The sequence below is a fragment of the Haloferax sp. AS1 genome, from assembly GCF_014530665.1.
GTDB classification, from domain to species: domain Archaea; phylum Halobacteriota; class Halobacteria; order Halobacteriales; family Haloferacaceae; genus Haloferax; species Haloferax volcanii.
Genome location: NZ_SPSA01000002.1, coordinates 346,706 through 369,648 on the forward strand (window position 1 = coordinate 346,706; position 22,943 = coordinate 369,648).

General features: G+C 52.5%; 16 protein-coding genes and 6 pseudogenes. 15 read left to right on the forward strand and 7 right to left on the reverse strand.

Annotated elements, in window-relative coordinates; all coding sequences use genetic code 11:
* Positions 1 to 83: 83 nt before the first annotated feature.
* From kdsB to E4P24_RS16370, 4 genes are read left to right on the forward strand one after another with little or no spacing between them, the layout of a single operon-like run.
* Positions 84 to 1,277, forward strand: a complete 1,194-nt coding sequence (gene kdsB, locus E4P24_RS16355) for a 3-deoxy-manno-octulosonate cytidylyltransferase (protein WP_223174071.1) — start codon at positions 84 to 86, stop codon at positions 1,275 to 1,277.
* Entirely contained in the window at positions 1,264 to 2,079 is an 816-nt protein-coding gene (kdsA, locus tag E4P24_RS16360) for a 3-deoxy-8-phosphooctulonate synthase (RefSeq protein ID WP_223174072.1), read from the forward strand. Before kdsB ends, kdsA begins: the two co-directional genes overlap by 14 nt.
* Positions 2,072 to 3,067 (forward strand): SIS domain-containing protein, encoded by a 996-nt coding sequence (locus E4P24_RS16365; RefSeq protein WP_188148811.1) that lies wholly within the window; start codon positions 2,072 to 2,074, stop codon positions 3,065 to 3,067. Before kdsA ends, E4P24_RS16365 begins: the two co-directional genes overlap by 8 nt.
* Positions 3,064 to 4,356 carry a polysaccharide pyruvyl transferase family protein gene (locus E4P24_RS16370; RefSeq protein WP_188148812.1) on the forward strand — a complete coding sequence of 431 codons (1,293 nt, stop codon included), beginning with the start codon at positions 3,064 to 3,066 and terminating at the stop codon, positions 4,354 to 4,356. The genes E4P24_RS16365 and E4P24_RS16370 overlap by 4 nt, the downstream gene beginning before the upstream one ends.
* Before the next feature lie 349 nt (positions 4,357 to 4,705).
* Here E4P24_RS16370 and E4P24_RS19460 read toward each other — a convergent pair whose 3' ends face one another.
* Both E4P24_RS19460 and E4P24_RS19465 read right to left on the reverse strand, forming a co-directional pair.
* Complete coding sequence (locus E4P24_RS19460; RefSeq protein WP_394354814.1) at positions 4,706 to 5,227, reverse strand: transposase; 522 nt, start codon at positions 5,225 to 5,227, stop codon at positions 4,706 to 4,708.
* Positions 5,109 to 5,576 carry a helix-turn-helix domain-containing protein gene (locus E4P24_RS19465; RefSeq protein ID WP_394354815.1) on the reverse strand — a complete coding sequence of 156 codons (468 nt, stop codon included), beginning with the start codon at positions 5,574 to 5,576 and terminating at the stop codon, positions 5,109 to 5,111. The genes E4P24_RS19460 and E4P24_RS19465 overlap by 119 nt, the downstream gene beginning before the upstream one ends.
* Before the next feature lie 438 nt (positions 5,577 to 6,014).
* Between E4P24_RS19465 and E4P24_RS16380 the strand changes: the two are divergent.
* Positions 6,015 to 6,862 (forward strand): annotated as a pseudogene (locus tag E4P24_RS16380) (IS5 family transposase).
* 72 nt (positions 6,863 to 6,934) lie between these two features.
* Here E4P24_RS16380 and E4P24_RS16385 read toward each other — a convergent pair.
* The gene (locus tag E4P24_RS16385) at positions 6,935 to 7,948 is read right to left on the reverse strand and encodes a sulfatase-like hydrolase/transferase (RefSeq protein ID WP_345776377.1); all 1,014 of its coding nucleotides are present in this window, start codon (positions 7,946 to 7,948) and stop codon (positions 6,935 to 6,937) included.
* A gap of 46 nt (positions 7,949 to 7,994) precedes the next feature.
* Positions 7,995 to 9,401: a hypothetical protein gene (locus tag E4P24_RS16390; protein ID WP_188148814.1), complete on the reverse strand. Its 1,407-nt coding sequence runs from the start codon at positions 9,399 to 9,401 to the stop codon at positions 7,995 to 7,997.
* A 374-nt stretch (positions 9,402 to 9,775) separates the two neighbouring features.
* Between E4P24_RS16390 and E4P24_RS16395 the strand changes: the two genes are divergently transcribed.
* From E4P24_RS16395 to E4P24_RS16415, 6 genes and pseudogenes are all read left to right on the forward strand, one after another.
* A complete protein-coding gene (locus E4P24_RS16395; protein WP_188148815.1) occupies positions 9,776 to 11,002 on the forward strand; it encodes a glycosyltransferase family 4 protein in 1,227 nt (408 codons plus the stop codon).
* Between the two features lie 433 nt (positions 11,003 to 11,435).
* Positions 11,436 to 11,630: pseudogene (locus tag E4P24_RS19085) on the forward strand (TATA-box-binding protein); the annotation flags it as partial.
* Between the two features lie 87 nt (positions 11,631 to 11,717).
* A pseudogene (locus E4P24_RS19370) lies at positions 11,718 to 11,915 on the forward strand (nucleotidyltransferase domain-containing protein); the annotation flags it as partial.
* Positions 11,908 to 12,416: pseudogene (locus tag E4P24_RS19375) on the forward strand (DNA-binding protein). The pseudogenes E4P24_RS19370 and E4P24_RS19375, both read left to right, overlap by 8 nt.
* Before the next feature lie 27 nt (positions 12,417 to 12,443).
* Positions 12,444 to 13,689: pseudogene (locus E4P24_RS16410) on the forward strand (tyrosine-type recombinase/integrase).
* Between the two features lie 198 nt (positions 13,690 to 13,887).
* Positions 13,888 to 14,773: pseudogene (locus E4P24_RS16415) on the forward strand (IS1595 family transposase).
* 377 nt (positions 14,774 to 15,150) lie between these two features.
* Here the strand turns inward: E4P24_RS16415 and E4P24_RS16420 are convergent.
* On the reverse strand, positions 15,151 to 15,597 hold the full coding sequence (locus E4P24_RS16420; protein WP_049913505.1) for a hypothetical protein: 447 nt from the start codon (positions 15,595 to 15,597) through the stop codon (positions 15,151 to 15,153).
* Positions 15,594 to 16,169 carry a hypothetical protein gene (locus E4P24_RS16425; protein WP_115883627.1) on the reverse strand — a complete coding sequence of 192 codons (576 nt, stop codon included), beginning with the start codon at positions 16,167 to 16,169 and terminating at the stop codon, positions 15,594 to 15,596. The genes E4P24_RS16420 and E4P24_RS16425 overlap by 4 nt, the downstream gene beginning before the upstream one ends.
* A gap of 936 nt (positions 16,170 to 17,105) precedes the next feature.
* On the opposite strand from E4P24_RS16425, the gene E4P24_RS16430 reads away from it, so the two are divergent.
* Together E4P24_RS16430 and E4P24_RS16435 are read left to right on the forward strand one after the other, a co-directional pair.
* Positions 17,106 to 17,981 carry a ParA family protein gene (locus E4P24_RS16430; protein WP_004967663.1) on the forward strand — a complete coding sequence of 292 codons (876 nt, stop codon included), beginning with the start codon at positions 17,106 to 17,108 and terminating at the stop codon, positions 17,979 to 17,981.
* Complete coding sequence (locus E4P24_RS16435; protein WP_115883608.1) at positions 17,978 to 18,388, forward strand: hypothetical protein; 411 nt, start codon at positions 17,978 to 17,980, stop codon at positions 18,386 to 18,388. Before E4P24_RS16430 ends, E4P24_RS16435 begins: the two co-directional genes overlap by 4 nt.
* Before the next feature lie 367 nt (positions 18,389 to 18,755).
* Here E4P24_RS16435 and E4P24_RS16440 read toward each other — a convergent pair whose 3' ends face one another.
* Positions 18,756 to 20,759: a beta-galactosidase gene (locus E4P24_RS16440; RefSeq protein ID WP_083899918.1), complete on the reverse strand. Its 2,004-nt coding sequence runs from the start codon at positions 20,757 to 20,759 to the stop codon at positions 18,756 to 18,758.
* Positions 20,760 to 21,333: 574 nt separating this feature from the next.
* Between E4P24_RS16440 and E4P24_RS16445 the strand changes: the two genes are divergently transcribed.
* The gene (locus E4P24_RS16445) at positions 21,334 to 21,972 is read left to right on the forward strand and encodes a bifunctional 4-hydroxy-2-oxoglutarate aldolase/2-dehydro-3-deoxy-phosphogluconate aldolase (RefSeq protein ID WP_004967647.1); all 639 of its coding nucleotides are present in this window, start codon (positions 21,334 to 21,336) and stop codon (positions 21,970 to 21,972) included.
* Positions 21,969 to 22,925 (forward strand): bifunctional 2-dehydro-3-deoxygluconokinase/2-dehydro-3-deoxygalactonokinase, encoded by a 957-nt coding sequence (gene kdgK1, locus E4P24_RS16450; RefSeq protein ID WP_188148816.1) that lies wholly within the window; start codon positions 21,969 to 21,971, stop codon positions 22,923 to 22,925. Before E4P24_RS16445 ends, kdgK1 begins: the two co-directional genes overlap by 4 nt.
* Positions 22,926 to 22,943: the final 18 nt, after the last annotated feature.

Genomic DNA, 22,943 nt, shown 5'->3' on the forward strand with positions numbered 1-22,943 from the left:
ATCATGCGAGTTTGAAATTACTTGCTGACGTGAAAATAAAGCTTATATGTTTTCAGTTGTTCGCTCGCCTAAGAACGATTAGAATGGCTCAGTTAGTTTTTTCAGATGTTGATGGTGTTCTCACAGACTCAAAAATCAACGTTGGTCAAAATGGAGAAGTATTCAAATCATTTGATGTGAAGGACGGGTATGGAATTGTTCAGTGGAGGGAAAAAGACGGTCACGAGTTCGTAATTATCACTTCACGGGAATCGCAGGCCGTTGATCATCGCGCTGCAGAGCTCGGTGTAGAGGAGGTCCACCAAGGTGTCTCTGATAAAAAAGGGAAAGTTGAGGCAATTGCGTCTCGCCTTGGATTCGATCTTGAGGATACTGTCTATATTGGCGACGATATAACAGACTTAGAGGCGATGAATGCTGTCGGGACAGGTTGTTGCCCAGCCAACGCCGCACCAGTAGTCAAAAGCGAGTGTTCCTACATTAGCCAGTATAGCGGGGGGGAGGGAGCCGTTCGAGACATCTTGAAGCATGTAGAAACCACGACGCAGACGGTTCTTGGCGTTATTCCCGCTCGCTATGGATCCACTAGACTTCCTGGTAAACCACTGGTTGAGATCGCCGGGAAACCAATGATCCAACACGTTTACGAGCGTGCCAGTAACGCAACGTCACTTGATGATCTCATCGTGGCTACAGACGATGAACGCATCGTTGAGGCCGTTGAGGACGTCGGCGGGACCGTAATGATGACCGACCCGGATCACCCAACTGGAACAGATCGAGTTGCAGAAGTCGCAGAGAAAGTCGGTGCAGACTATACGATCAATATCCAGGGAGACGAGCCGCTAATCGACCCGCACGTCATCAACGGTATCGTGAACGCTCTACGTGATAATCCTCCCAAAGTCGCTACGCCAATCTCTCCCATCGAGAATGAGGAACTTCTAAATGACGAGAATACAGTGAAGGTCGTGGTTGATGCAAAGGATAGAGCACTCTACTTTTCACGGTCGAAAATCCCGTCTGGCGGAGACACAGGCGCAACATATAAACACATTGGCCTGTACGGATTCGAGACAGAACTGCTACTCAATTATATCGAGATGGAATCCACGCTCGAATCTTCCGAAGACTTAGAGCAACTTCGTCTGCTCGAAAATGGGCACGAGATACAAACCGTAGAAACCGACTACGACTCCAAAGAGGTCAACATGGAAAGTGATATTCCAATAGTTGAGAAGGAAATAACCCAAGGACGGAATGATGGAACTCAGTGATACTATATCGGCCTCAAACGAGGACTCATTCTTTTTGATCGCTGGACCGTGTGTGATTGAATCAGAGGAGCAAGTCCTGAAAACGGCACAAGAACTGAAAGCCGTTACCGAGCGCCATGAGATCGATCTGATCTTCAAGAGTTCATTTGACAAAGCAAACCGCTCGTCGATCAGTTCATACCGTGGTCCGGGAATGGAACGAGGACTCGAAATACTGCAGCGCGTCAAAGACGATTATGACCTTCCTGTCATAACCGACTTTCATGTTCCCGAACAGGCCAGTCCGGTTTCAGATGTCGTTGACCTTCTGCAAGTGCCTGCGTTCCTCTCGCGGCAGACCGATATGCTCACCGCTGCCGGGGAGACAGGACTTCCAATCCACGTTAAGAAAGGGCAGTTTCTCGCAGCGGATACTATGGACAATGTCATCAATAAAATTGAGTCAACGGGAAATGACCGAGTCATGATCTGCGAACGTGGCACGACGTTTGGGTACAACAACTTGGTCGTCGATATGCGAAATCTCGACATTATGAAAGAGTTCGGCAAGCCCGTCGTATTCGACACAACACACTCTGTTCAACGACCTGGGGCGCGAGGTGAGGCTAGCGGTGGTGACCGGCGATTTGCGCCGACGCTGGCTCGGTCCGCACTCGGGGCTGGGGTGGCCGGTATTTTTGCTGAGGTCCATCCTGACCCACCATCGGCTAAATGCGACGCAGCGACACAGCTCCCCCTAGATGAGTTCGAACCGCACCTTGAGTGTTGGAAGGCCATCGATGAAACGGTGAAGCATGACTAGTGAACAGACAGAGATGGATCAAACTGCTGTTAGCGATATCGTTCAGCGTACTTTGTCGATTCAAAAGAATTCACTTGCAGTACTACAAGATAGTCAGACCGTCGATGAGATCACGCGAGTGGCGAACGTGATTGACGAGGAAGATGGTCGAGTTATTTTCACTGGCATTGGTAAATCGGGGGATGTTGGAAAGAAGATTTCATCGACATTCAACAGCATCGGGATCTCGTCACATACTATCCACCCTGTCGAGGCTCTCCACGGCGACTTAGGTGCGCTATCCGATAACGATGTTGTCGTCCTCATTTCGAATAGCGGTAACACCGATGAGATGGTTGAGTTGCTTCAATTCCTCGACTCATTTGACGCGATAACAATCGCAATAACGTCCGATCCAAGCTCAAAATTAGGCCAGCAAACGGACTATCATATCAATACAAGAGTGGAAGAGGAAGGTGCTATCGTGGATTTGGTTCCGATGACTAGTGCGACTGTTACGATGGTCATTGGAGACTGCATCGCTAACGCGTTAATGGCAAGCCAAGAGTTCGGGAAACACGAGTACAGTCAATTTCATCCTGGGGGAACCATTGGAAAGCGTCTCTTGCTTACTATAGAGGATCTCATGTATGAACAGATACCTCAAACACATCCCTCAGATACATTAGCTCAAGCCGCTGTCAAGGTGAGTGAAGGGGGAAAAGGGATTGCTGTCGTCCAGAATGATGAAAATCATGTGCAGGGTATATTAACTGATGGAGATATACGCCGCTTGATCGAGGCTGGAGCTGATTTGCATGATGTTACGGCTAAAGACGTGATGACTATTGATCCGGTCACAGCGTCCGCTGACACTCCTGCCATACGTGCGCTTGAAATGATTGAAGAGTATAATATCACGCAACTTGTTGTAACAGATTCTAAAAACGAATTTTTGGGTATAGTGCACATCCATGATATTATGAAGGAAGGATTAGCCAAACAATGACTAATAACATCCTCTTCATATCGGACACTTCAGACGGACAAAACTGGGGTTGTTTTGCGACTAGTAAAATTTTAAGGAGATTAATAAATAATTCAGCAACTATTGAAGACACAATATTTTTAGAAAATCTGTACTATCAGGAAATGAATTTGAAGCTTCCTTCTGTTCCGGACATTCAATACGTTTTGAGAGAATGGGCAAAGGTCCCCGATAGCGAGGGGAATGTACTTGATCGACTTTATTATCATGGTGCAAAACCGTTGATGGATATTTTTGATTTCTTACCGATGACTGCCGCACAATTTGATGTGAAAGCCGATAAGTTTGCCAACTCTGACCTTGCTAATAGATTCTTTGGGAGTATAGAGAACGTTGATGATGTGGTTATTAACGGCGAAGGGAGTATTCACGGGCCCGGGAGGAAAGCCAAGATGCTATTATTCCTAGCGTACCTAGCAAAAAATAGGTACGATACTGACACTCACATAATCAACCATACACTTCAGATGAATGACCCTGCTCTTCAACAGATGGTTGAACTGGTTTATCCCACATTAGATACACTTATCTTCCGGGAACCACTTTCAATGGATCACTATCTGTCGAAGGTGAAAGAGGGCAACGTGGTTCAAGGCGCAGATGCAGCATGGTGTTTTGATAAGATACTACCAGCGGAGAAATTGAACGAGATTTATAACTGTGGTGGGATTAGCATCTGGTACCCTAGAAACGAGCCAAATCGAGTGCTTGATTTCACTCGTCCCTACATCACCGTTGGAGGAGGATCGGGATTCGGTCGACACGACACTAATGCTGTCGCTGCCAATTTCATCGACGTCATTCAGTCAATTGAATATGAGACTTCCGACGTTGGGATCATACTTACCGCGGCAGCCCATTCAGATGAAGAGTTTATGCTTAAGGTTTCAGAAGAAACTGGGCACCCCTTGGTCAAACTCAACAACACCTCAAAAATTGCCGCGTCAATTATCGGGAACTCTGAGGTTTATCTCGGTGGCCGATGGCATCCAAGCATCTTTGCGCTTTTGGGAGGAACCCCACTGGTAAACTTCAACGGTAATACTTTCAAGATCCAAGCTATTAAAGAACAATTTGACTTGGAACATCCAATATACCGCTGTGAAGAAATGAAATCACGCGTGGATGAGATAACAGCCTCTGTTTCTCGGAGACTTGGTTGCAATGGAGAAGATAATACACCCACCGAGAAGGAAATCAAAGAGATGCGCAGTCTGGTGAAAATGAATGTTGACGCTATTTTTGAATGATCTTCTCGGATATGCCACAAGGAGATAGTGAACTACTCAGCTCAGGTTGACGTGCTCACTGAAGGAAGGGGCCCATAGCGCTTATAAACAGTCAACTGTCATGAATAAAAAGCCCACTCCAGCAAACGGAGCGCCTCGTACACCGAGTGTACAACGTCCTTAGTGTAGCATCAACCGTTGTCTCGCTAGTTCGCCTCGATCGGGATCGGGTAAAGCTGGCGTAGCTTGATCCGAGCGTCATCAGTAGTGAACTGCCAGTCAATCGGACGATTGGTTGCATTGCCCGCTTTTGCCACGCAGCGATCTCCGCTCGGAGTGTCGCTGCGTGATAGCTTCGCCGATCGAGACACTATCGTTTGAGAACACCAATCTCGATTTCAGCCATGTTCAGCCAGCTCCCACGCTTCGGAGTGTAGTGGAACTCGAAGCGATCGAGGTAGGCTTGTGCCTGATCTGGCGGGAAGAACTGATAGAAGCCAGCCGGCTTGTGCGTATTGAGCTGATCCACCACAACCCGGATGCAGTCCGCATCCGGGTAGTGTACGTCTGCGAGTTCGACCATCCGATCGACCCACTCTGTCGTGCGTCTCTTCTCGGTGATTTCGACGGTTACCCATCCGGTCAACGGCTCAGTGGAGATGTGGAGTCGGTGTTTCCCGTTGCGTTCGTACCGGTGATCGACACGAGCGACCGCTCCCGGTCGCCCCGGGAGCGGGTCGCGTTTGTGTCCACGCAGTGCCTTGCTGGACTCGTCAAAACAGATGACCGGGCGATTTCGTCGTATGGTTCGTGATAGAGGTCGAGGACATCCTCCATGTGGTAACGAAGTCAGCGTCCTGTTCAGGCGGTATCTCCCAATACCCGGAGAGATGCGGTTTCAGGCGTCTTTTTAACCGCTGTCGGACGGTTTCGTGAGAGATCGACTCGAAGTCGATCTCGTCGAGAGTGACGAGTTCGTCGGCAAGGAGGTGGAGCGTCCAGCGTGAGTGGCCCTCTGGCGGTTCGCTGCACGCGAGTTTGATGAGGTGGGCTTCCGCGTTCCCATCGAGTTTGCGGTCATACTGGCGGTCGGGCTTGCGGCGATGAATCGCCGCGAGTCCTCGTTCGCAGTAGTTTTTGCGTGCGTTGTAGGGTGTGCCAATCGAGCAGCCGAGGTGCTCACAGATCTCCGCATCTGTGAGCCCCTCGTCGGCTTTCAGGAGGATGCGTGCGCGTGTGATATCCTCGGCTTTGCGTTCACCGGTCTAAATGAACCACTCCAGCGCCCTCCGCTCCTCATCAGAGAGATCAACGATGTGTGTCTTTCGTCCCATTCAGAGAGACACGCGCTCAGAGAGCTTAAGCTAGCGAGTCTAAGCCTGAAGCTACACTTAGCTAGTCTCACGAAATTGAATGAGTTATTCCATCGGACCCTCTATAGATATTAGTTGCCAGGTTTATATTTCCTGCATACTGATGAATTCTTCATTCACAACGGAGACAGCAATGTTGTCACCGGTAGAACCCCGCCTAAATATGCCAGCAGAACTCTGTTGCATTTCGATTTTCAATATACTTCAATTGGGCCTTGTTTAGACGGTTAGACTCGGTCTGTCTGAGGGTTGTTCCACTAGTATCGTCAAGCTAGAAATTTCGGAGAAGTACCAATTTACTAGAAGCTGAAGCGGGACGGATTGGGTGTGCAAACCAAGACAGCCCGCTTCGCAGAGACGATTGTATCGCTCGCCAAAAAAGCCGTCGCTGGTGAGCCAGCTCCGGCATACCGACCCGGAAAAAAGGGGTATGCCGATTGGGTAATTCTCGCCATTCAAGGGTTCAAAGAGTATCTCAACCACAACTACCGGAAGCTGATGGATGTGTTGCGAGAAATGCCGAGAGTTGCAGAACCACTCGATTTAACGGTTGAGACGCTTCCTCACTTCTCCACGATCTGTGCGCGGAAGCAAGAGATTCCGATGAAGCGGTGGCGAGCGATGCTCAACGCATCGGTTGAAATGTACGATCTCGGTGATGTTCAAGCGATCGACGCAACCGGAATGGATCGTGTCCAAGCTAGCCAGCACTACGCGAAACGAACAGACTACACGTTTGAAGCGGTGAAGACCACGCTGCTCATCGATTGTGAAACGAGTGCGATACTAGACATACACTGTTCGATGAAACAACCGCACGATACACAGGTCGGCTGGCAGGTGCTGGTGCGGAATCTTGAGAAGCTGACGGCTGTGGCAGCGGATATAGGATACGACTGGGAAGCACTTCGGACGAAATTACGTTCTGAAAGTATCACACCGCTGATTCCGGTTTTCGGGGTTGGGCGAGGAATTTGTTGATCTACGATCGGGCGTACAACCAGCGTTCAAACGCTGAATCAGTGTTTTTCGGATTGCGGCAGCGGTACGGTGAGACGCTGTGGGCGAGAACGTGGTTCGGTCAGTTCCGAGAACTTATCATGAAATCGGCGGTGCGAAACATCGAACGCGCAATCGAGGGGTCAACCCGCTGATTTCAGGCGTCTAAACAACGCCCTTCAATTGTGTATGGGGTGTGGACTAACCGACATAATATTGTGTCGATTTTACATGTAACCTAGATGTTTCAGTTGCTCTTCCAACTCCTTATTGGATACATCTAGGCTTTCTTTTGTAGAGTGCCGATCGGACGGGCTCTTTTTATTATTCAATATGCCAATTTCATCATCGTTAACGGAAAGCCAGGGAATTTTCCTCACAATTGTTGAATCCTCTTCATGTAAATAATATCCTTTCTCACCCAGGTGTTCTCCGTGGTCCGCAGTCACAACTACCGGGCAGTCAACACGGTAGACAATTCGAACAACTTCTTCCATCACGTAATGTAAGTTACTTCGGTAAGCTCTTTCCAATTCTTTATCAATAACTTCGCCAGATCTTATCTTGTCAAGAACAACTTGTGTCGGGCGTTTTTTATCCAACCTGAGTAAGTCCTGAATATCATCTACTCCTTCATAAGAGGGCACCTCGTCGGAAGACCAAGCTTCTATTGTCTCATCACCAATATAAGGAACATGTGGTTGCGCGTAATGGACAACAATACGCGTGGGCCTCTCAGCATTTGCGTGTCGTAAAGCTTCATCTGTCACTTCTTCTGGCGGAGTCGTTCCCAATGAGGGATCCCATTCGTGATCCCACATATGCACAATATTTTGTATATGATTACCAGGACGAAATTTCTTATTCCGGAGGTCAAAATAAAAATCCGAGAAAACCGGGATGCTACTGATATACGTCAAGTCATAACTTTTTGTCCAAGTTCGCTCACAGTATTGTGCAGTCCACCTACCCGATGCCCATACTCGGTCCAGTTCGCCGGTTAGATAGTCTTCGTAGATCTCGCTGAACACATCGTATCGACAGGCGTCTAGAATAACTAACACAAACTCCTCATGATCTATAAAATTGTGAATTAGGGGCATCTGACACTCTATCGTATTTCTTCGTCGATGTGCCTCTAAGCGGGATATTTGAGTGAGAGACTGGTCACTCATATATAGATAGCTTGGCACCTTCTTGGGCGAACGCAATCGTTTTTTGATCCATTGTATGGCATTCATATCATTAACCCATGATACGTCGTATGATTCACTATATTTTTTACGATCAAATAATTTCTGCAATTTCTCGTTGTATATTCTCTATGGAATTTGACTTGAAGAACCAATCGGCCTCCACATCTGTGGACACTCGCTGTCTAAGATACTCATTCAATCCATCTGAGTTGGCAAATACTTCTATTCCCTCAACCTCGTACCACGGATGCGTTTCTGCATCAAAGTCTTCATAAATGAATGTGTTTAAATTAAACTTGAGTCCTTCATATAACGCAGTTGATTCGGTTCCAACTTGAGCCCAGCAGTCACTCATTACGTCGTAGAGAGCTCTCTCACCCGAATCGATATGGATGCTTTGTGATTCCAACCACGGATAGAACGACTTCCAGTCAGTCCGTTCCTTAGGGTGTAGCCTATAGATAATTTCCCAATCGGTGGTTTTAGCTACTTCTACCGCTATCTTGCTCAGCTCTTCACCGCAATCGGGTTGCGAAATAAAGAGTATCCCATTCCCAGCCTCTTGGGAGGAGAAATCTTTTGAGACAAATTCTAAGAATGGCCAACCAACAACTCGAATGTCGTCGATTGGAAAGTCGGGCTTGTCACACCAGTATTCGCCCCAAGAAAGATAGACATCTGGAAAACACACCTCTCCTTCGATTGGGGTATCATACGAGATCGAATGAGAGTGATTGAAATCAACTCCATGTTGTAATTCAACAACTGGAATTCCGACCTCTTGGGATACTTCGATGAGTGTTGATTTCGATGGATTATAACGGATAAACACTATCTCTGGATCAATCCGCTCCAGGAGTAGTTCGTAAAGGGGTTTCGTATATTTTCTCTGAGTGAGTTCGTTCGCAACGCGCCCAACTAGATTTATATCTATATTAAATATCTCCTCAATTTTGTCTTCAAGTAACACAATATCATTCTCCCCATCATCCTGGAACGTTATGTTAGGCCCTATTATTTGAGATATATCTGAAATAAATTGAATCTGGTCAGTAGCCGTCGTATCCTGAGTCCATATATTATCATCACATTCATTTCGTATTCCTGATTTATTTTCAAGACTTGTATATGAATATTCCATGTCGTCAGCAAGAGGATCAACTAACACATCCCAATAGGATCCATTAATAAACTCGCGACGGGATGTGGTCGCAGCTGCAAATAATATATCTCGATCACCAGTAAAGAGTGGACTATCTATTAATGAGCGGAGTGAGTTGACCCCCTGCGTAACTCTATCCGCAATTATATCTAGATTTTTTCTTTGTGGGTCAAAATCGTACCTGTTAGTTGACCATATCCCTGTCTTTTCTAATACTTCTGAAAACACTTGACAGCGAATCCGATCCCAATAATACACACCATTATACGATTTAGAAAACGCCGAGTTAGCTGTTTCAAAAGTAGTAAATCGATCAAAAGCTTGTTTTTTGTTCATGTTGGAGCGTATACTAAATCGCATCTCTAAGTCTTTTCGAATCGTCAGTGGTGTTACTCACTAGCAATCCCTCACACTCCTTGTTCCTTTCCCCGAGTATACGGCTTTCCCACAGCGAGAAAGCTGCTAGGAAGTCGTCACGCAGGTAGCTGGTGAACAAAGTCTAAACGGCCATTCGTCTTTAGCTAAGTAGAAAACCGCGTGACAGTAGTCGGTAGATTGATGACATCGTCACCCGAGGCCAAATATTGAAGCACCACAACCAGTCCCATTCCGGTATACGCTGTTCGGAAGGGTGAGTACAGAGTTGAGCGGTGGTTTTCGAAATCTACCGAATACAGACATTTTTAGTAATTCCAGACGAGGTATGTGTTATGGAACAATCCGGAGTTCTGTACTATCTTAACTTCTTTCCAAAGCTCTCTGAGAGTTTCATTCTGAACGAAATCATCGAACTCTCCAATCGAGGATATAATATTGCAGTCTTCGCATTGAACAACCCTGGAGAAAACATTACTCACGAGGAATACCAAGATATCGACGTTCCCATCTACTACGCAGACGCCTCTTTCATGGATTCCCCACATTTTTCTTACACGGATTTCCCACAACTACTTTCAAAGGAACCTGTCCAGATGATCCTAAACAATGTGTCAAATGGATTTTTTAAGCATTTCTCGCCGAAACGGGTCGGCGACAACTTGCTCCTAGGCAAACAATGTACTCAGTTCATCGAATCACTCGATTTCGACGTAGATGTCGTTAATGCCCACTTTGCGAGCCCTACCAGAATCGGAGCGATGCTCGCTGCTCGAAATCACGATATACCGTGTACGGTTACCGCCCATGCGTTCGAGATATACAGCTCTCCGAATGTCCCCCAGATAAGGTACATCTGCGACAGTATGGATCACGTGATTGTTCCGTCTGAATACAATCGAGACTATCTCCTAGAAGCGATCGGAATTGAGAACGAGATAACAGTTGTTCCGGCAACGACGCAGATTGAGAAGTTTGATCCTTCAGCGAAAACCGTCGAGAACCGACTGTTAACTGTTGCTCGGTTAGTTGAAAAGAAGGGGTACCCCTACGGTATTGAGGCGGTGAATAATCTCGTTGAGCAGGGATACGATGTCGAATATCATATCGTTGGTAAGGGGAATATGAAGAATCAATTACAGCAACAGGTGGAACAATATGAGATAAAAGAACATGTTAAATTTTTGGGTCACGTCACAGACGAACGACTCAAAAAAGAACTGAGTGAAGCGTCCGTCTTCGTACTACCCTCCGTTATTGCTGAAGATGGTGATCGGGACGCAATGCCGGTTGTTCTCAAGGAAGCGATGGCATCAGAAACTGCGTGTGTCTCGACGACAGTCTCTGCCATTCCAGAACTCATCACAAACGGTCTCGATGGACTTCTAGTACCGCAAAAAGAACCGGAAGAGCTGGCATCCGCGATACAAGAACTCCTCGACAATCCCGAAAAGAGAAAGAAAATAGCAGAGAACGGGAGCGAAACTGTCTATAATAGGTTTGATATCTCTGACTCTGTAGATACACTAACCGATGTATTCGAGTTACTGCAGACGAGCTAAACATAAACTGGGTACGATCCTATCCAGTGATACATTTTCCAGAGAGCTCGTCCCTAATGTGGCACTGTGTCGTTCAGCACCGTCACCGAAGTTTTCACCGTCGAGTGCTTGATTTGGCCGATGCTCGTTGTCATACCGCTGGAATCGTTACAGTATTTAACCTCTTCTGGATCCGGACAGCCGTAATCCCGAATCAGTCGAGCAATTTCTCGGAGGTTGACGCTACAACTGGCGACTGGCCGATCCTCGAGATGAATCTCGCATCTCCGCTGAGAGATCACCATTTCCGCGCTGCTGGATGAGCGTGTCAATCTCGTCGGTGATGCTGAGACAAGGCTGGTGTTCGTTCACTTGTTCGAATCGTCTCGTGACGTTCCCGAGCGATTCCCACTTTCAACGGATCGCCCGTCTGTTTTGGGGTCGGAGGGATTCCGACGATGACGTCACCACTCCAGAGATCGAAATCCAGAATATCGTCTCAAGTGGCGACTTCGGCCACACGCTCAATCTGTGTGCGATCGCAATCGGGCTGGGCCTCGAACACGTTGAATACGAACCGGAACAGTTCCCGGGCCTCGTCTACCGGCTTGATGATCCGGACGTCGTCGCGCTCCTCTTTGGCAGCGGGATATACTCCAGACCTCGTTTTGTGTGTCACTCGATTCAGGTAGGTAATGCCCTGTTCGGTTGCTCATCGATGCCGACCTCGTAAACCATTGCCCGTGACCTCGTAGACTGGAAATTCGACGGCGACCGATACGCCTACGATATCGACGTCGAGGCCGTCCAGGCGATCCCGACTCACACCGACGACATCCGGGAGATCGTCGTTTCGAGCATTCCAGTCTACAAGACGAGTGACTTCGAAACCGTCGAAAACCTCCTCTTAGAGGAGAGAACTACCGATGAGTAACGGCTCGGATCCGTCTGCTGTGCTCGGAGCACTCGATCGCGCACAGGATGCCTTCGAGATGGATGGACGGGGTCGCCCAGCGTTCGAAGACGGGATCAGTGCGACGAAGACTGGAAGACACAGCTGACGAAAGCGTGTCGCCTCCTCGAAGTCGTCGACACCCTCCAGTCCCAAGACGGGTACTACACGGCCGTCATCGAGGTCTGTTTCGGTGCGATCGAACGGTCGATCGAGGCGTACGCGGTCGCGATGACGAACGATACGCTCCAGAACCTTCAGGGTCACCAGTTTAGCTACGAACGAGCCCACGAGATCGGGCTGTTTGAGCGGGAGACTGCCGAGGCGATGAGGGACCTCTACAGTGAGAACCGGACAGAGAGTTATTACGGTGGTGGACGTCCAACCCAAGAACAGGCGGACACAATGACTGATCTCGCTAACGCCGTCCATGGGTTCACAGTAAGCCAGATTCGGGAAGGCGGCGTCTGTCCGTGTGACTGACTACGTTCGACACATCAAGAAAGCACTATGAACCGGAATACACCGACGGAACGGACGCCGTTGACCGCACTCTCGGCGTCGTTCGATCGCTACCTCCAGGACAAGGGCAAGGGTCGCGACGGCGAGGGCGGGAACTATCGCCGCAACGCCGCCCGCGAACTCGAACGGTTCGCCGAATGGGCCGCTGGCGACCGCGGCGACGAGGAGTGGACTGGGATCACTCCCGAAGACGTCGACCGCGAGCCGACCTTCGAGGACCTCGACGAGCGAGTCTTCCGGGAGTACGCCCGGCACCTTTCTGGTGACCGCGGACTCAAGCAGAACACGGTCCAGACCTACTACGCGTACATCTCGGCGTGGTGTGGCTGGTGTGTCAACGAGGGGTATCTCGAAGCACACTACGCTCAGCGGGCGAGTGCGATGGCGCCGCTCCCCGAAGACGACGGGCGGAAGCCGGGTGATCAGCAGGCCTGGACGTCTGAACAGCGCCACGCCCTCACCCGCCACGTCGACGAACGGGCCCGCGACGCCGTCGAGGCGTACACGACACTTCCGGAGTGACCCCCTCGACAAGCAGCGAGGACGCTACGCGGCGCTGAAGGCGGCTCGTGACCGGTCTCTGGTATTCGTCCTCGCATACACAGCTGTCCGCGTCGGCGAACTCCTCCGCGATCCGAACGACCCGCGCCGGCGCGGCGTCCGCTGGGAGGACCTCTCCCTCGACGACGGCAGTATGGACGTCTACCGGAAGAAACAGCAGTGGGACGCCGCGAGTCTCCCCGATCCAGTGATTTCTCCGCTCCGGAGCTACCGCCAGCTGATGGACCCACCGACGGAGCGCTGGCCCGTGTTTCCGACGTTCGACCAACGGACGCTCGCAGAACTCGTCGAGGAAGAGCTAGCCGAACGAGGAGAACGCCCAGAAGTAATCACTGAGCGCCGTGCAGAGTACGCTCGCGACCTGCTGCTGGCGCTCGATGAGGACATTCGGCCGCCGTCGATTACGACGGACGGCGCACGGTCGATTCTCCAACGGCTCTCGGAGACCGCAGAGATCGATATCAACCATCCGAAACACGATTATCTTGCTCCGCACGGTGGTCGACGCGGGATGGGGGAGGTACTCGTCCGCGCGTTTGGGTACACCGTGGCTGCCCGGTGCCTGGACAATTCAGAGGAGATGGTTCGAGAGCGGTACTCACATATTGAGGCCGGGGAACTGGGGGATGTTGCGACGGAAGCACTCAACGAGATTGATTCTCTGACACCGTAGATGTAGCTAATGCTGAGTGGACCTCATCAGTTGTCGCTTGAGTGAACATAGTCAAAATTTGAATACCTCGGCTAATGAAGCGAAAAACTCCGTCCTATTTTCCCCTTCCGCTCTTCGGAAGCAGATTGTTGGTCGGGTAGTGCTGGCGCTGTGAAAGCGTAGCGGGCAAGGGTGACGCGGCAGCGTCACCCGAATGCAATGTTCCCGTTCGAACTGCTAAGCTCGGAGGCGAGCGCCGCGAACCTGCTGGTGCAGGTTCGCTGGCGCGAGGGCCTCTGTTGCCCGCGCTGCCGGTCTGAGTCCGTGATCAAACACGGCAGCTATCGAGAGTATCAGCGGTATCTCTGTAAGGATTGCGACCGCACGTTCAACGACAAGACCGGCACGATCTTCGCGCACGCGAAGATCGGCCTCGACAAGCTCTTGTTCGCGTTCTACGCGTTCCTCCGGTTCAACACGAGCATCCGCCAGTTAGACGCTGAACTCGACGTTTCGTATCGCTCGCTTCGCCGGCGCGTCGAGCAGTTCGCCAGAACGCTCGACGCGCCAGCCATCTCTCTCGTTGGCCCGGTCGAAATCGACGAGTTCTACGTCTCTGCCGGGAGGAAAGGCCGCGAGCGCGACCGAGAGTCGCGCTCGCGTGCCCTCTCGAAATGCGGACGAGAAACATATGAGGGTGACAAACCGCCAGTATTCACGCTCGTCGATCGCGGCACCGGTCAGCGATACGTCGTGCCAGCGAAATCCGCCGACGAAGCGACCGTGCGACTCCTGCTCGACAACCACGAGAAGGAGTCGCTGACCGTCTATACTGACGGATTTCGAGCCTACGATCCACTCGACGATGACGAGAGCTTCCACCGAGAATCAGTAATCCACGGTGACGGCGAGTACGTCGATGGAGACGCGCACGTGAACACGTGCGAGAGCCACGCGTCGCGCCCGCGACGCGTGGCTCTCGCCGCATCGAGGCGTCTCAAAGGACAAACTGACAGCGTATCTCAGACCGTTCCAGCTTCGACGACGAATCCTCCGCAAACCGGGTCGGGAGGCACTGAAAGAGATCGTCCGAGCAGTTCTCTGACTCACCAACAATGTACTTCACAAGAGCGTTGGTCCGTTTCCACGTCCGACTATTTTCTTCAACCGTTTCTGGAGGGAGGTCGGAGTCGTCGAGACTCGTCATGGTCCAGATTTAACCACCCCCAACAATGAACATACTGATGGACTGTACGATTTTGAAAGTCGGTCCGCCTGTAACTGCCTTCATGACGCACACGCGTTCACTAAATAACCAGAAGTTGATTAATTGTAGTAGTATTTCAAGTATTAGGTTCCATTGGTCGGATTCTTGTGGAGAGTTGGAATCTAATTTTGTTTTCAAGAGACACCCTCACTTTTCCACCTAAGCGAGACTATCAAGGCAATCTACTCGTTTGTACTGTAAACGTGAGGTTTCAATCAGCCTTCCCAGAATGCACGCTGCCTGGCTTCAATCTCGACAAGAGCCATTGAGAGGACATCGCGCCAATCGCTGGGATGCGGTGAATCATCTCCAGGTGTCGGTGCATCTGGACCGGGATGGATGTGGTCGCGAGCGTTGTGCTCCGACGGGTGCCGGTCCCACCGATGATCGAACGTCCCCTCAACGTGATCCTCGTGGTAATGGAGCGAGAAGTCCCCGTTCTCGAACCAGACAATCTCTACTCGAGCATTTTGAACACTCGGGGGGTAAAACCGCGTATCGTACACACAGACCAGCCGCTCAGGGGCGAATTCAGGTCGGTCGACTATCTGCGTGAACCGCTCGTCGGTAGCAAATCTATCTCGAATGACGTCCAACCGGTCAAAATCAACTGGGGCACCTGAAACTGAATGGGACCCACTACTCTCATCCCACCCTGTCATACCGCCGTTCGCTGATCAGCAGCGTCACCCGACTCGGTTGCTAGTGCCCGTTCGAGGAGCTCAACCCGGTGGCGAGCGGTCTTCCACGCAGAAACGGCCTCCCAAACATCCTCTATCGATTGATCAGTAGTCGATGCGTGCTTTGAGAGAGAGACCGCTTCCGGCGACGCGACATCGAACTCCTCGGACAACTCCTCTGCCCGTGCTGCTTCGTCTTTCAAGAAGTTAAGGAGCTCCGCCGTTGAGTATTCATCTTGGAGCATCTGGACCCGCCGCCAGTTCAAGTATGACTGGTTGCGTACGTACGTGGCCGGCGACTCGGTAACCTGCTTCACAATACCCATCTGTCCGAACCACTCAAGGTACTCTCTCGCAGCGTCAACGCCGTGGCCTGCGAGGTCAGCAACTTCGCTGGCGGTCGCTGGAGTGCTGAGCCCAAGCACAGCGTCAAAGAAGTCGTCTCGCGTCCGCTCCCCACGGACAAGCTCCTTTGGCGAGGTCAGCGCATCGAAATCTGGCGCTTTAGTTCGCTCCTCGGCATTGGCCTGGAGTTCAGAGCGCGGTTCATCCATACTCACACTACGTGAGTAACAGGAATAAATCTTGCTAGCACGGATTATTCCGTTTGCATGATTCGGAGGCTGTATTAACCAACAGACCGGCTAGATACGCCCAGTTGTTGGTTAACATAGTTGTCGATGTCTCAGATCTGGTGTAGTGCTTTATTACAAGTACATCGAAAATGAGACATCTGGACGTTGAGATTGAGTAGCGTTAGCTCGCCACTCAGGACAGGATCTCGCCGCAGGAAGTAGGTTTGGGCCACGAACCATTTGGCACACTCAACGCGACGACTGACGTGTTCATCGAGGTCGAGATTGAAGGCCCTCTCCCCCCGTCATCGATGTGTAAATCGAACATCTCCTGCAGTTCTCAACTGGAACTCTCCCAGACATATCGCACCCCTCATCACCGATGTGTGAAAGTCGATTTCTGCAACAAAGAGCAGGGGTCACTCTGGTCGAACGACGTCATCACACGAGTAGCATTCCGCGAACACGCCGGTTGTACCGTCTGCTTCTTCAAACTCAATCAGCGATTGATGCGGTGCAAGTTCGTCACCGCAGTCAGGACACCGGCCAAGTATCGTTGAATCAGTCGTCATGGGGGAGTTGTGGAGACGTGTGTGACACAGATTGTCTCCAGTAGTAGCTACGTGGTGTCACAGCAAAGATGTTTGGCCAAGAGTATTATTCAGTTCATACAATCATGAATTGTGTTCATTAACTTTGTTCACTAAATCTCAAGATTACTCCGCAGACCGCTGCAATAATGGATGAGCATAGCCTCACCCAGCCATGGCGTTCGTTGTGTTTGTTCATCAGATGTATTCAGCCTGTTTGTTCATTGTGTACATTCATTGCTGAACACAACGAATGAATGTCCCTGTTGAACACAATGAGTGCATGCACAGAAGATTCAAGGTGATGGTTCATCATGAACACAGTATGCTCACATATTCGACCTACAGCGAGGCAGGCGGGGTCGGGAAGACGACCACCGCAGCAAACCTGGCGGTTGCGCACGCTCGGGCAGGGTTGAAACCGCTCGTCGTTCCACTTGACCCACAAGACGGCGATCTTTCACGTCTCTTCGGGGTTGACGACCAGCGGACGGATTCAGTCGATAACATTGTCCGGCATATGATTCGACGCCCCAACGGCGACTTTGAGGATCTCATTCGGACCGTCGAAGGTGTCGACATCGTTCCGGAGCACAATATGCTCTCAGATTTAGCCGATTTTCTCCAGCGAGAGAAAGACCAGGCAGAGGCCATGGGCGAAGCATTCGGGATGCACGCACAGTTACTCCGTGTGCTCCGCGAGGCCGGCGTCCCAGAGGAGTATGATGTACTGATCTGTGACCCACCAGCAACTGAAGGGCCACACCTCTACAACGCGATTCACGCGACGCGGTCGCTTGTCATCCCCGTCGAACCAAGCGCAAAGGGCCGTGCAGCAGTTGAAGGGCTTGAGGCTCTCGTCGCCGGGTTTGAAGACCAACTCGAGATTGACGTTGGTGTGCTCGCCGCCGTGCCAACCGGATTCAAAAACACACGTGATCAACGGCAGGTACTAGCTGAAATCGACTATCCGATCCCAGAGATCATCAGCGAGCGTGCCTCCCTGATGGAGGGGTGCTGGATGGAGCAATGTTCGGCGTTCAAATACGTCCGTGAACATCGTGATCGTCGCCGTGACTACGAAATTGAAACGCTTGCTCAGTTCGACCGCATCGCGAGACATCTCGAAGAACAGGTTGGTATCGAAGCGCCAAACCCCCCGGAACCGGGTGACGTCGATCACGAGGTGGTGACGGTATGACTGGCATGAAGAAAGGAGCTGGTGAAGATCCGTTTGCAGATGACTCGTCGACTGACTCGACGACCGATACAGAGACTCAGACGAAGGAAACAGAGCCTGAACAGGCCGAAGAAACGAATTCGAAACAGGCCGAGGGCGAAGACACCCAAGAGTCTCGCCAGCAGATCCAGATTCCATACAAATTCCGCCGCGATGGCGTCCAAGACGGTCGTGACCGCGTCCCGCTGTTCTTACAGAAGGAGACAAAAGTCGCAGAGCGAGACGCCCTCCGGGAGTTCGAAGACCGGTTCGAAGAAAACGTCTCACTCACCGACCTCCGTGAAGCGCTCATGAAGGTCGGCCTGCAGCACCTCGATGAAACAGAAGAGTGCCTCGAAGAGTGGGGCTACGGGATGACGTTCGACTAGCCAAGAAACGGCGCTTACAGCAGTATAGGTGCGAAAATCGACAGTTGGCAGTCGGTCACGGTCCGAAACTTGGACTCCGCTGGGTGGTTTGTTGACCAAGAGAACGAGCGTCGCTTCCCTGGTAGCCCATTCTAAGGACCAAGGAGTTCGAAGGTAGCGCAATAATAGTAGATTTCTTACATTCTCAATTACCTCATTGTCCCGCAGAGACAACGAGGATTAGCAATTTGTCGGCCCAAACGGAGAGCAAGTAATAAACCATATTCCGCTATATCCAATCTATTGGTCGGGCGGGCAAGTTTCAGAAGGTGAAGTGTTGTATGCTCCCGATTCAACTCAAGAGTACAATCGTGAGCGTCTTCGGCCACTACGAGGCTTCGTTCGAGATGCTGATCAAGTGTGGAGCGGTGGATACGACGGCCACATCAAACGCACCCAGCGTCTGCCCGCCGGATACAACAGCCCCCATTGGCACATCTAGTTCGAACTGACGACTGGTGAAGTTCGTCACCCATGTCAGGCCGTCTCGTTCGTTGAATCGAACTCCGTCCGGAAGTCGGGAAGTGTGCTTGATTCCGCCGCGAGACAGCAGCTCAGCAACGAGTTCGTCAAGCAGTTCTGACCCCGGCCAGACACCACAGTACGTTACTGAGCCGTCGCCACGGTTCCTCCGGGTGACTGCCGGACGTCCAGCTCCCGGACCGGAAGTGTGCGTCGCTACGACGGTCGTCTGTGGATCGGGGTCGAGCCACTCCGCCCAGATTGTGGCAGCGTACTCATCGCCATCAACTTCCACGGCGAGTGGGACATCTTCCGGGTAACTCTCGTGTTGGTCGACGACGAGACCGGTGAGGTCCGCGAGTGGCCCCGGTGCAAGCGTCTCGTGTAGCTGATTGGCCGGCGTCTTCACGCCAGAGCGCGCCCCCACGAGTAACTGACCACCCTGCTCGACGAATTGAGTAAGGTGGTCCGCAAGTTCGGTATCGACGAGGTGAAGCCCCGGTGCGACGACGGCCTCGTAGTCGTCTAGTGGGGCGTCCGGGTGAACGACGTCAACCTGCACGCCACGGGCTCTGAGTACACGGTAGTAACATCGGAGATGCTCCCAATAGTCGAATTCGGGAGCGTGAGGTTGTACACCGATAGCCCACCAATTGTCGTAGTCATGGAGAAGCGCAACAGAAGCGTCAACGTGGTCAACATCAACTGTGGTGAGTTCTTCGGCTGCAGCCTTCGCCTCGTTGTAGCCGCGGTCCGGCGATCCATCTTGCTTCATGAGCCCAGCGTGGTACTGTTCTTGACCCTCTAGACATCGGCGCCAGCGGAAGTACAGAACGGCGTCGGCACCGTGGCCGACTGCATGGTGTGCCCAGAGTCGCATCGCACCGTCACCCGGTTGTGGGCAGGAGGGTGGCCAGTTGACGTCACCGGGTTGTTGCTCCATCACCCAGAACGGAGCATCATTCGTCGCCCGGCAGAGGTCGTGGTTCAGGCCAACTTGATCTGGGTCGCCCGCTCGGAGTTCATCCATCGATGGGTCGGCGGCCCGGCGGTCCTGAACGAAGCCTGTCGGATACGAGTCCCACGAAACCAAATCCAAATCGTTACTGACCTTGTGCATGTCGAGCGTCTCGAAATCCCCCATGAAGTTGTGCGTCACGAACCAGTCACCATGCTCGCGAATGAGATCGGCATGGATACGGTTGTATTCGATGACGCTATCGGTCGCAAAGCGGTAGTAATCCAAGAGGCGAGAGGGGTGGTGGTCTGCCGGTGTCGGCCGCGGGGGGTCGACAGCTTCGAAAGAGGCGTACTGTTGGCTCCAGAACGTCGTCCCCCACTGCTCGTTCAGGTCGCCGACGTCGTCGTACTTCGCTGCGAGCCACTCGGAAAAGGCGGCCGAACAGTCCTCGCAGTAACAGCGAACGGTCCCGTGACAGCCGAACTCGTTGTCGGTCTGCCAGCCGACGACGGCCGGATGGTCTGCGTAGTGGGCTGCCATCTCCGAAACGATGCGGCGCGTCTCCTCTCGGTATCGGGGCGAGTTGAAACAGTAGTGGCGACGCGAGCCGAAGTGCCGAGGCGTCCCGTCGGGGTCGGCCTGCAGAATCTCCGGGTGTTCGTCGACGAGCCACTTCGGCGGCGTTGCCGTTGGTGTACAGAGGACGACGTTCAGGCCGTGATCAGCTAGTATATCGACCGCCTCGTCAAGCCACGAGAAATCGAGGCCCCCAAGTGTCGGCTCGATGACGCCCCACGAAAACTCAGCCAGACGGACGTATTCGATGCCCGCCTCGGCCATTTGCCGTGCGTCAGATTCCCACTGTTCGCGTGGCCAATGTTCTGGAAAGTAGCAAACACCAATTGACATTGTCTATGATAAGAGATATCGCACCACAATAAAAATCCTCGGTCGGCTAGACCTCGCTCGTTGCCGGCCCGAGGTGTGGAGATACGGCCTATCTAATCCCCGCTATTCTGTATTATTCAGCTTCTCTCATGCTTCACCCCTGAAGCACGATCTCGGCAAGTGTCGCTGTACGTGGGCACCCAACGGATCCATCACTACTGTCCGATAGAATTGAATACTAGTGGTTTGAGTGATTGCGCAGACCGCAACACTAGACCGGCCTACGGAGAGAGTTCGGTGGACTGAGCACGTCAGTCAACCGGGAATCTCTACACGCAAGACTGGTCGATAGTCGCAAGTATTGTTGAGAGAGGTAGTGCTGTGTGTAACAGCACAGTATGATTTGTTGCTTCCTCAGGGAAGCACTGCCGCCGGCCAAGCGTTGCAGTTCCGCTGGGAGTCCACTACAACACTCAGAGGATGCGAACGCTTGGTCAGCATCAACCATTTGTACGACTGGATTTCTTTCTTGAGTCCAAGTGGTGCCACCATCACAAGAAGTTATACTGGTCCACCCGGAGTCGTAGATGTACCTATGAGTGAAGTCTCGGTTCACCAGCGTATCATCGATCCTGGAATCATCGCGATCGTGCGTGGCATCGATTCAGCTGTCGCACCCGACATCGTTCGTGCTATCGCAGCCGGTGGCGTCAACGCGATCGAGATTACAGCCAATACACCGGGCGCGGTGGACATGATTCGAGAGGTCTCCAACAGCGTCGAGGATGTTGCCATCGGTGCGGGGACGGTTCTCGACCCGGAGACTGCACGGGCCGTCCAACTCGCCGGTGCTGAGTTCGTCGTCACCCCGACGGTGAACACGGACGTCATCGAGACCTGCAACCGGTACGACACGCCTATTGCGACGGGCGTGATGACGCCAACCGAGGCGCTCACCGCGACTGAGGCCGGCGCAGACTTCTGTAAACTATTCCCTGCGTCAGCTGTCGGCCCCAAACAAATAAGTGCGATAAACGGGCCACTCCCGCAAGTCCCGCTGATACCGACGGGTGGCGTCTCGACCGACAACGCGGCAGCGTTCTTCGAAGCCGGCGCGGTTGCCCTCGGCGTCGGCAGTTCCATCGTCGACGGTGAGGCCATCGCCGCGGGCGACTTTAGTACGCTGACCGACGCAGCCAGCGAGTTCGTCGCAATCGCCGAGGAGTACCGATGACACCCGACCTCGTCACCTTCGGCGAGACGATGCTTCGGCTGAGTCCACCTGCGGGCGAACGGTTGGAAACTGCGACGGAACTCGACTTCCGAACGGCGGGGGCAGAGAGCAACGTTGCCATTGCGGCGGCACGACTCGGCACCGACGCCTGCTGGCTCTCAAAGCTCCCGGACTCGGCGCTTGGCCGCCGCGTGACGAACGAAATCCAAACCCACGGTGTTGACCCCCGAGTTGCGTGGAGTACGTCGTTACGCCAAGGAACATACTATATCGAGCAGGGAGCAGCACCTCGACCGACAACGGTCATCTACGACCGGGCCGACGCAGCCGTCACCACCGCCGAGTCGGACGAACTCGATCGGGACGCGATTCGTAACGCCAACGTGTTCTACACGAGCGGTATCACTCCCGCACTCTCGGAGACGCTCGAAGCGACGACGGCCGAACTACTCGCTGACGCACAGTCGGCGGGAACGACGACCGCGTTCGACCTCAACTACCGGGGAAAGCTCTGGTCGCCGGCTGAAGCGAAGGCAACGTGTGAGTCATTCTTTTCTGACGTCGATATTCTTGTCGCGGCCGAGCGCGACATCCGCCACGTCCTCGACCGCGAAGGCGACGCTCGAGCACTCGCCGGAGGGCTAGTAGACGACTTCGATTTCGAGACAGTAATCGTCACTCGTGGTGATGAGGGTGCGCTTGCCCTCAACGACGGAACGGTGTACGACCAACCGGCGTTCGAGACGGAGACGGTGGACGCGATTGGCACCGGTGATGCGTTCGTCGGCGCATACCTCTCACGACACATTGCCGGCGACACCGTCGGCGACGCGCTCTGCTACGCCGCGGCGACTGCCGCACTCAAACGAACCATCGAAGGCGACCTCGCAGTCGTGACGCCGGCAGAAGTCGAACGGGTGGTAGAAAACAGAGGAGGCGGTATCGCGCGGTAGGTCAGTTGGGGCGCAGTG

Excerpts from the sequence above, each read along its gene's own strand:
- kdsB (WP_223174071.1), top strand. The coding sequence starts at position 84 with ATGGCTCAGTTAGTTTTTTCAGATGTTGATGGTGTTCTCACAGACTCA.
- kdsA (WP_223174072.1), top strand. The coding sequence starts at position 1,264 with ATGGAACTCAGTGATACTATATCGGCCTCAAACGAGGACTCATTCTTT.
- E4P24_RS16365 (WP_188148811.1), top strand. The coding sequence starts at position 2,072 with ATGACTAGTGAACAGACAGAGATGGATCAAACTGCTGTTAGCGATATC.
- E4P24_RS16370 (WP_188148812.1), top strand. The coding sequence starts at position 3,064 with ATGACTAATAACATCCTCTTCATATCGGACACTTCAGACGGACAAAAC.
- E4P24_RS16385 (WP_345776377.1), bottom strand. The coding sequence starts at position 7,948 with ATGAATGCCATACAATGGATCAAAAAACGATTGCGTTCGCCCAAGAAG.
- E4P24_RS16390 (WP_188148814.1), bottom strand. The coding sequence starts at position 9,401 with ATGAACAAAAAACAAGCTTTTGATCGATTTACTACTTTTGAAACAGCT.
- E4P24_RS16395 (WP_188148815.1), top strand. The coding sequence starts at position 9,776 with ATGGAACAATCCGGAGTTCTGTACTATCTTAACTTCTTTCCAAAGCTC.
- E4P24_RS16420 (WP_049913505.1), bottom strand. The coding sequence starts at position 15,597 with ATGACAGGGTGGGATGAGAGTAGTGGGTCCCATTCAGTTTCAGGTGCC.
- E4P24_RS16425 (WP_115883627.1), bottom strand. The coding sequence starts at position 16,169 with ATGGATGAACCGCGCTCTGAACTCCAGGCCAATGCCGAGGAGCGAACT.
- E4P24_RS16430 (WP_004967663.1), top strand. The coding sequence starts at position 17,106 with ATGCTCACATATTCGACCTACAGCGAGGCAGGCGGGGTCGGGAAGACG.
- E4P24_RS16435 (WP_115883608.1), top strand. The coding sequence starts at position 17,978 with ATGACTGGCATGAAGAAAGGAGCTGGTGAAGATCCGTTTGCAGATGAC.
- E4P24_RS16440 (WP_083899918.1), bottom strand. The coding sequence starts at position 20,759 with ATGTCAATTGGTGTTTGCTACTTTCCAGAACATTGGCCACGCGAACAG.
- E4P24_RS16445 (WP_004967647.1), top strand. The coding sequence starts at position 21,334 with ATGAGTGAAGTCTCGGTTCACCAGCGTATCATCGATCCTGGAATCATC.
- kdgK1 (WP_188148816.1), top strand. The coding sequence starts at position 21,969 with ATGACACCCGACCTCGTCACCTTCGGCGAGACGATGCTTCGGCTGAGT.